Source organism: Rhizobium favelukesii (genome assembly GCF_000577275.2).
In the GTDB taxonomy this organism is placed as follows: Bacteria; Pseudomonadota; Alphaproteobacteria; order Rhizobiales; family Rhizobiaceae; genus Rhizobium; species Rhizobium favelukesii.
Genome location: NZ_CBYB010000032.1, coordinates 1 through 7,928, shown reverse-complemented (window position 1 = coordinate 7,928; position 7,928 = coordinate 1). Strand labels below are relative to the sequence as shown.

Genomic DNA, 7,928 nt, shown 5'->3' with positions numbered 1-7,928 from the left:
CCGATGCCCGTGAACGGTGATCTCTCGGCCTCGATCTCCCGAAGCTTCGGCAAGATCGTATCGACCGTTTTGGCACCGTAGCCGGTCCCGACCCGGCCGACATAGACGAAGTGATCACCCCTGAAGACACCGACCAACAGGGAGCGGAACTTGCCGTTGGTCTTGGCATAGGCGCCGATGACGACTTCATGGCCAGCGCGGCACTTGGACTTCGCCCAGGTCTCGGTGCGGCCCGATTGATAGGGCGCGTCGGCCTGTTTCGAGACAATGCCTTCCAGCGACAGCTTGCACGCCGATTTGAGGACGGCGTCGCCACCGGTTTCGAAATGTTCGACGAAACGCAGGCGTGGGTCCTCGCCGGCATCACTCAGCAGTGTCTGCAGCCGTTCCTTGCGTTCGGTCAGCGGCAGCTGCCGCAGGTCTTCATCGCCCTCGAACAATAGGTCGAAGGCAAAGTAGACCAGTTCGTCGGTCCTGCCTTCCGACAGCGCCGCCTGAAGTGCTGCGAAATCCGGCGCCCCGTTTTCATCGAGTGCGCAGATCTCCCCGTCGATGATGGCATCAGGCAAGTCTGCGGCCGATGTCGCAATCGCCGGATACTTAGTGGTCCAGTCCAGGCCCTTGCGGGTCTTCAGCGTCACCTCGCCGTTTTCGATGCGCGTCTGGATGCGGTAGCCGTCGAATTTGATCTCGTGGATCCAGCCATCGTCTGAAGGCGGGCGATCGAGCGTTTCGCAAGCTGCGGCGGTATGAACTCCGGCATCGCGGACTTTGCAGGTTTTTTCGGTGCTGGCTTTCGCTTTGTCTTCGTGTCCGCGGCACGTTCCTCTGCAGCCAGTCCATGATTGCTGTCCCAAACGGCATCCGCCTGAACGTCGCCGCTCTGGACCATGAACGGCTTCGGCTTCCTGCCCTTGCCGGCGGCGATCGCCTCCATGGTTCGGCCGGATGCAACGGAGGTTGCATTGTCCTCAAGGATGGCAGCGCCATTCTCCTCGACTGAGTAATCGTCGTGGTGTTTGATCAGCAGCCAATTCGTCCGCTTGCCCCCGTCGCGGTCATTGCGCATCCGCACCAGCACGAAGCTGCCATGCAGCCGCTCGCCCTCTAGCGTAAACTTGAAATCACCCTTGGCGAGCGCCTGTTCGGGCGTCTTGTTGCCTTCAGGCTCCCAGTAGCCGCGATCCCAGAGCATGACCGTGCCGCCGCCATACTGGCCTTTCGGTATGGTACCTTCGAAGTCGCCGTAGTCCAACGGATGGTCTTCGACCTCGACAGCCAAGCGCTTGTCGTGCGGATCCAGCGAAGGTCCTTTGGTCACCGCCCAAGACTTGAAGACGCCATCGAGTTCGAGCCGCAAGTCATAATGCAGCCGCGTCGCGTCGTGTTTCTGAATGACGAAGCGCCTGCGGTTCGACGCCTTCAGCTTCGCTGCGCCGCTCGGCTCCTGCGTTTTCTGAAAGTCGCGTTTCTGTTTGTAGGTCGAGAGCTTGTCGCTGGCCATGGCAGTCCCCGGTACAAATCCGCCTCCCGCCTCGGATGAAGACGGGATGAGGCACGGGCCGGACAGGTTGGACGCTCGACTGCCGTTTCGTTGGCCGCGACGAGAAACCGGAAAAACCATCGCGTTCGTCATCCCTGTCACGTCCGGTTGACACAGCCGCGACCTCAACAAGCAAAAAGCAACAGATTGTCGTTTTGTTCCGATTAGTTAGATAAGAGTGCCGTTGCCTCGCTGCGCTTGTTGCCTTACCAAGTGATCTGCATTTTTGGCATGACTGCGCTGCAGCAATGTCTATTTAATAGGCGCGGAGAACCGGTATGGTGTCGTTATCGAACTGATGCACCTCCTCCCGCGTCGGTTCGATGTGCAGACGTCCTACTCCTCCTCCTCCCAAGGGCGTTTGCGGGAACGGCAACACTCCTCCTCCCAGTTGCTGTTCGGTTATTTTTGGAAAAGCCTGCCGCACCTCCTCCCGCGGCAGGCTTTTCGTTTTGGACCCTATCGAGCAGCGGCATGTTTTAGGTCCTGCGCAAAACGCGAAAAAAATGAGTCGGTGGAGTCATTTGGCTCCCACAGTCTAGACTCCTGATTCGCCTCATCATTTCGCCAGCAGCGCTTTAGTTGAGCCTAAATAAGCTCTTTAAGACCGGCTTGACTCCCTCACGAGGACGGAACAAAAGAGGAACGTCAACAATTTTCGGGGACATGAAGTCCATGCAACGCGAACCGGAGGAGGTCCGTGAACGATGTCGCGCGTCCACAATCCTCGGGTCATCGAGGAACTCAGGGACCGTATAGCCCATCTGGAGGGAGGTACGGCAAAAAAGGCCATTGTGCTGCCCTTCGGGGTTCGCGAGATGGATGAGCGGCTGCCAGGTGGCGGCCTGCCTTATGGTGCTCTGCATGAGATTGCGGGTGGCGGCGCCGGTACGGTGGACGGAGCTGCGGCTGCATTGTTCGCCGCCGGCATTGCCGCGCGCTCGAAGGGCAAGGTGCTCTGGTGCCTCACGAGGCCCGATCTCTTTTTCCCCGCTATCGCCCAGGCTTGCATCCCGACCGCGTGATCTTCTGTGAAGGCGACAAGGAGGAGGACGTCCTCGCTTCCATGGAAGAGGGGCTTTCCTTCGGTGGACTGGCAGCAGTCGTTGGGGAGCTGGTTCGATTGCCGATGGTGGCATCCCGGCGGCTTCAACTGGCTGCCGAGAAGACAGGGACCATGGGGCTCGTTGTCCGCAGATGGCGGCGGCAGACGGAGGCCTCTGACTTTGGCAATCCGACAGCCTCGACGACACGATGGAGGGTGAGCATGCTTCCGTCGGAGGCGTTGCCAGTCGCGGGCGTTGGCCGCCCAAGATGGCTGGCCGAGTTGATGCGCGTGAAAGCAGGCGAGTGTGCTGAGTTCGAACTAGGAGCCTGTGATGCCAAGGGTCGTTTGTGTCTACTTCCCCACTCTACCAACAGACCGGATACGTCGGCATGGAGAGGGAACCGTGCCAGCTGACCAGCCGCTTGTCGTAATTTCGAAATCGGGCTCGAAACGCTGGGTCTCTGCTGCCGACACCGCCGCGCGCAAACTTGGCCTCAAGCTCGGTATGCCGGCGAGCAAAGCCCAGGCCGTCGTCGCCAATCTGAAGATGATCGATGCCGATCCTGCCGCCGACGCGGCTGCCCTTGAACGACTGGCGCTGTGGGCGCTCCGGCAATACAGCCCTGTCGTTGCCGTCGACGGCACGGACGGTATCGTAATGGACACCGAAGGCGCCGATCATCTTCAGGGCGGCGAAGCCCTGCTGATTTCCGGGCTGGTCAACGGCTTGAGAGTACGAGGCCTGACCGCTCGTGCCGCGGTCGCCGATACGTGGGGAGCAGCGCACGCGATCACCCGCCTGACGTCGGCGGAAACGACCGTTGTTCCGCTAGGCGGCGTGGCGAAAGCAGTCACTCGCCTGCCGATCCACTGTCTCCGGCTCGCCCCGGACACGATCCACGGTTTGCGGGTGATGGGCGTTGAGACGGTCGGTGAACTCTCCTCTATGCCTCGCGCGCCGTTGACGCTGCGATACGGCCCGGAGGTCGGGCGGCGGCTGGACCAATTGTTCGGGCGGATGGCGGAACCCATTGAGCCTCTAAGAACCCCGGAGCTTGTCGAGGCAGCGAAGAACTTTCAGGAGCCAATCGGTGCAGCGGAAACGATCGCCAAATATGTGTGTCGACTGGTTCGCGAGCTGACCTCCAAACTGGAGACACGCGGTCTCGGCGTCAGACGTTCCGATCTTGTCATCCACGGGGTCGACAATACGCGGCAGTGCATTCGAGCGGGGCTGGCAAAACCGGTCAGGGATCCTGCGCGGCTGTCGAAGCTCCTCTGTGATCGCATCGAGAAAATTGATCCTGGCTTCGGGATAGAGCGGCTCGTGCTTGTCGCGATCATGGCCGAGCCCCTGGAGGAGCGGCAGGTCGCATCCTCCCTCATCGAGGAGCAGGTGGTCGATGTCACACCGCTCGTCGATATTCTCGGCAACCGCGGCCAACGTCTCTACCGGGTCACGCCCGTTGCCTCCGATGTTCCCGAACGATCGGTGATGCGCATCGGCCCGACGGCCGACGAAACCGGAGCGACCTGGGCCGCCAAATGGCCAAGGCCGTCGCGGTTGCTGGCCAACCCCGAGCGGATCGACGTGACAGCGCTACTGCCCGACCAGCCGCCCGCGGTCTTCACCTGGCGCGGCAAGCGCCGGCGGGTAAAACGGGCGGATGGGCCTGAGCGTATTTTCGGGGAATGGTGGGTCAGACCCAGAGAACATAACGCCGTCCGTGATTATTTTCTCGTCGAGGACGAGGCGGGCGAACGATACTGGGTCTACCGCGCCGGCGACGGCGTGGATACCGACACGGGCTCGCACCTCTGGTTTCTGCACGGGGTGTTCGGATGAGATATGCCGAGCTCCAGGCTGCCACACATTTCTCGTTCCTGCGGGGCGCCAGTTCTGCCGAGGAACTGTTTGCCACCGCGGCGGCTCTTGGCATCGACGCCCTGGGTGCCGGGCCTTGATGCGCAACAGTCGCTGACCAAGTTCGCCTGGGAAGGGGCCGCCACCCGATACCCCGAGGGGATCCCCGACAAGGTCCGCAAGGCGATCCTTCATGAACTTGAACTCATCCGGGTGATGAAATACGCACCGTACTTCCTCACCGTCTACAGCATCGTCCGGTTTGCCCGGTCGCAAGGCATCCTCTGCCAAGGCAGGGGATCGGCGGCCAACTCGGCGGTTTGTTACTGCCTCGGTATCACCAGCATCAATCCGGAAACGGGTGATTTGCTGTTCGAGCGGTTCGTCTCGATGGAACGTGACGAACCGCCGGATATCGACGTTGATTTCGAGCATGCCCGTCGCGAGGAGGTCATCCAGTGGATATACGAGACCTACGGCCGCTCACGCTCGGCGCTCTGCTCTACAGTCACCCGTTACCGCGCCAAGGGCGCGTTGCGCGATGTCGGCAAGGCGTTGGGGTTGCCGGAAGATCTGATCACCCAGCTTTCCTCCGGCGTCTGGGGCTGGTCGGAAGGCGTCGGCGAGAAGCAGCTCAAAGAAAACAATATGAACACCGCCGACTATCGCTTGAAGTTGGCGCTGGACCTTAGCGCCCAGCTCATGGGCGCGCCCCGCCATCTTGGCCAGCATCCGGGCGGTTTCGTTCTGACGCAGGACAGGCTGGATGATCTGGTGCCGATCGAACCGGCATCGATGAAGGATCGTCAGGTGGTGGAATGGGACAAGGACGATATCGAGGCCCTCAAATTCATGAAGGTCGACGTGCTTGCGCTCGGGATGCTGACCTGCATGGCAAAATCCTTCGAGCTGTTGCGGGATCACAAGGACATTCCGATGGGCCTTTCGGATGTCGAGCAGGAGGACCCGGCCACTTACGCGATGATCCGCAAGGCCGATACGCTCGGCACGTTCCAGATCGAGAGCCGCGCCCAGATGGCAATGCTACCGCGCCTGAAGCCTCGGACATTTTACGATCTCGTCGTGCAGGTGGCCATCGTCCGCCCGGGACCGATCCAGGGCGACATGGTGCATCCGTATCTGAGGCGGCGTGAGGGCAAGGAGACGGTCGAGTACCCGAGGCCCGAGCTTGAAGCAGTTCTTGGCAAGACGCTGGGTGTCCCGCTGTTTCAGGAGAGTGCGATGAAGGTCGCTATGACCTGCGCCGGATTTACCGCGGGAGAAGCCGATCAGTTGCGGCGTGCGATGGCGACGTTCAAGTTCACGGGCGGGGTCTCGAAGTTCAGGGACAAGCTCGTCGAAGGCATGGTCAGGAACGGCTACACCCGGGAATTCGCCGAGAAAACATTTACGCAGCTCGAAGGCTTCGGAAGCTACGGTTTCCCAGAAAGCCACGCCGCGAGTTTTGCGCTGATCGCCTATGCGAGCTCGTGGGTGAAGTGTCACCACCCCGATGTCTTTTGTGCTGCCTTGCTCAACAGCCAGCCAATGGGTTTCTACAGTGTTGCCCAGATCGTCCAGGATGCCTGAAACCACGGCGTTGAAGTCCGCCCTATCTGCGTCAACCGCTCGCGCTGGGACTGCACCATGAAACGGATCGGCAATTCCGACCGCTTTGCTGTTCGTCTCGGCATGCGTGTTGTCAGGGGGCTGTCCACCAACGACGCCGCGCGCATTATCCTGGCGCGTGCCGAACAGCCGTTCGTCTCGGCCGATGATATGTGGCGACGCTCCGGCGTGTCTCCGTCGTCCTTGGTCAAACTGGCGGAAGCAGATGCTTTTCTGCCGTCGCTGCAACTGGAGCGGCGCCAGGCACTCTGGGATATCAAAGCGCTCCGGGATGAACCCCTGGAGCTTTGGGCGGCCGCCGCTGAGCGCGAAGCCAAGGTGATCGCCGAGATCCAGGAGCCCGACGTGGCGCTGAAGTCGATGATCGAGGGCAGGGAGGTCGTCGAGGACTACTCACACACGGGCCTCACCTTGCGGGCGCACCCGGTGTCGTTTCTCCGAAAAGACCTCGACCGGAAAGGCATCGTCACCTGTGCCGAGGCGATGGGACAACGCGATGGGAGATGGCTTTGGACGGCCGGTCTGGTTCTGGTGCGACAGCGGCCGGGATCGGCGAAGGGCGTGATGTTTCTCACGCTGGAAGACGAGTCGGGAATCGTCAACGCCGTGGTCTGGCCATCGCTGTTCGAACGCCAGCGGCGGGTCCTGATGACCGCGAGCATGATGGCTATCAATGGCCGCATCCAGCGGGAAGGCGAGGTCGTTCACCTCGTTGCCCAGCGCCTGTTCGATTTCTCGACCGACCTGGCAAGCGTTGGGAGCCGCGACGGCGGCCTTGGTGACTTCCCGCTTCCCCATGGCCGCGGCGACCAGGTCAAGCACGGAGGAGGGCCGGATCCACGGGATAACCCGAAGCCGGCTGTACAAGCGCGGGACATCTATATCCCTGACCTCCATATCGATAATCTAAAAATCAAATCCAGAAACTTCCACTGAGGAGACCGGTGTGTCGCGCCTGTTTGCAGTCACCAAAAGCCTGGACGAGATTGTCGCCCATTTCACGGTTGACATGGCGCCGGCCCTTGAGGTGCCAAGCGAAACTGTCGAAGGCACTCCCGGACTGATCGTGTTGGAGAAGGATGGGCTGCGGCTGCTGAAGTCGATTCCGTGGGGTTTTCCACGGCAGACACGCGACATGCGACGGGAAGGCGAGCCCCCGAGCCGAATAGGCCTCGTTGCTGATCTCACCAATCCGCTTTGGGATCGCATCGTCGTCCATCTTATATGCCACTGGCCTCGGAAAGGCAGCACCGATGACGGTGTCTGGCGCCCGCGGATACGCCGCAAGCACCTTCATCTATGGAACCTACGGGCTCCAACATTCGGCATGGGCGTCAAAGATCGCGAGTTGCGGTGCTTCTTCAAAAGCCCTGTCAGTGTCCGGTAGCTGGACCGGCGCCGCCGCGGGCGGAGATGGCCAAGGACCTAGCGGAGGTAGCCCGATGCAAGAACCGGACGATTTCACCAAGCACGCAAGAGAGGTGCTGGCTGACGAACCTGAACTTTTGAATCGACTGCTTGCGTTAAGAGGCGAAGTTCAAATGTTTGCGGCACAACGTATGCCGACATCAGCCCCGCCGCCGGCAAATCTGCTAAACGCACGTAATCAGCACCTTCTCGAAGAACCCGGTCGCCTGCTTGGCGACGAGAAGTTCGAAAAAGTTTTCGGATTCAAACGAGGTGAGCAGATCAATCTGGTTGATCCGTCGCTTTACAACATCGACGAATGACCGTTCTAATCGTTGGCCCACGGATGCCAGGAAGAGGCATGTCGCGAAGGACAAACTTCGTTGGTGCTGTCACGTTGTTTGAAAAAGGTCAGAATTGAGCAACGGGACCTAACA

3 protein-coding genes and 3 pseudogenes are annotated in these 7,928 nt (G+C 60.6%); 5 read left to right on the top strand and 1 reads right to left on the bottom strand.

All coding sequences use genetic code 11. The annotated features are described in order from the left end of the window. Positions 1–1,504, bottom strand: a pseudogene (gene ligD, locus LPU83_RS30585) (non-homologous end-joining DNA ligase); the annotation flags it as partial. A gap of 746 nt (positions 1,505–2,250) precedes the next feature. Between ligD and LPU83_RS30390 the strand changes: the two are divergent. The 5 genes and pseudogenes from LPU83_RS30390 to LPU83_RS73365 all read left to right on the top strand — a co-directional run bounded on the left by LPU83_RS30390 (position 2,251) and on the right by LPU83_RS73365 (position 7,814). Then, positions 2,251–3,005 (top strand): annotated as a pseudogene (locus LPU83_RS30390) (ImuA family protein). Next, positions 2,923–4,437 carry a Y-family DNA polymerase gene (locus LPU83_RS30385; protein ID WP_024318983.1) on the top strand — a complete coding sequence of 505 codons (1,515 nt, stop codon included), beginning with the start codon at positions 2,923–2,925 and terminating at the stop codon, positions 4,435–4,437. Before LPU83_RS30390 ends, LPU83_RS30385 begins: the two are co-directional and overlap by 83 nt. Positions 4,438–4,542: 105 nt before the next feature. After that, a pseudogene (locus LPU83_RS30380) lies at positions 4,543–7,020 on the top strand (error-prone DNA polymerase); the annotation flags it as partial. A 10-nt stretch (positions 7,021–7,030) separates the two neighbouring features. Beyond that, positions 7,031–7,471, top strand: coding sequence for a hypothetical protein (locus tag LPU83_RS73810; RefSeq protein WP_024318982.1), 441 nt, complete (start codon positions 7,031–7,033; stop codon positions 7,469–7,471). A 55-nt stretch (positions 7,472–7,526) separates the two neighbouring features. Beyond that, the gene (locus tag LPU83_RS73365; protein WP_024318981.1) at positions 7,527–7,814 is read left to right on the top strand and encodes a hypothetical protein; all 288 of its coding nucleotides are present in this window, start codon (positions 7,527–7,529) and stop codon (positions 7,812–7,814) included. The last annotated feature ends 114 nt before the right edge of the window (positions 7,815–7,928 follow it).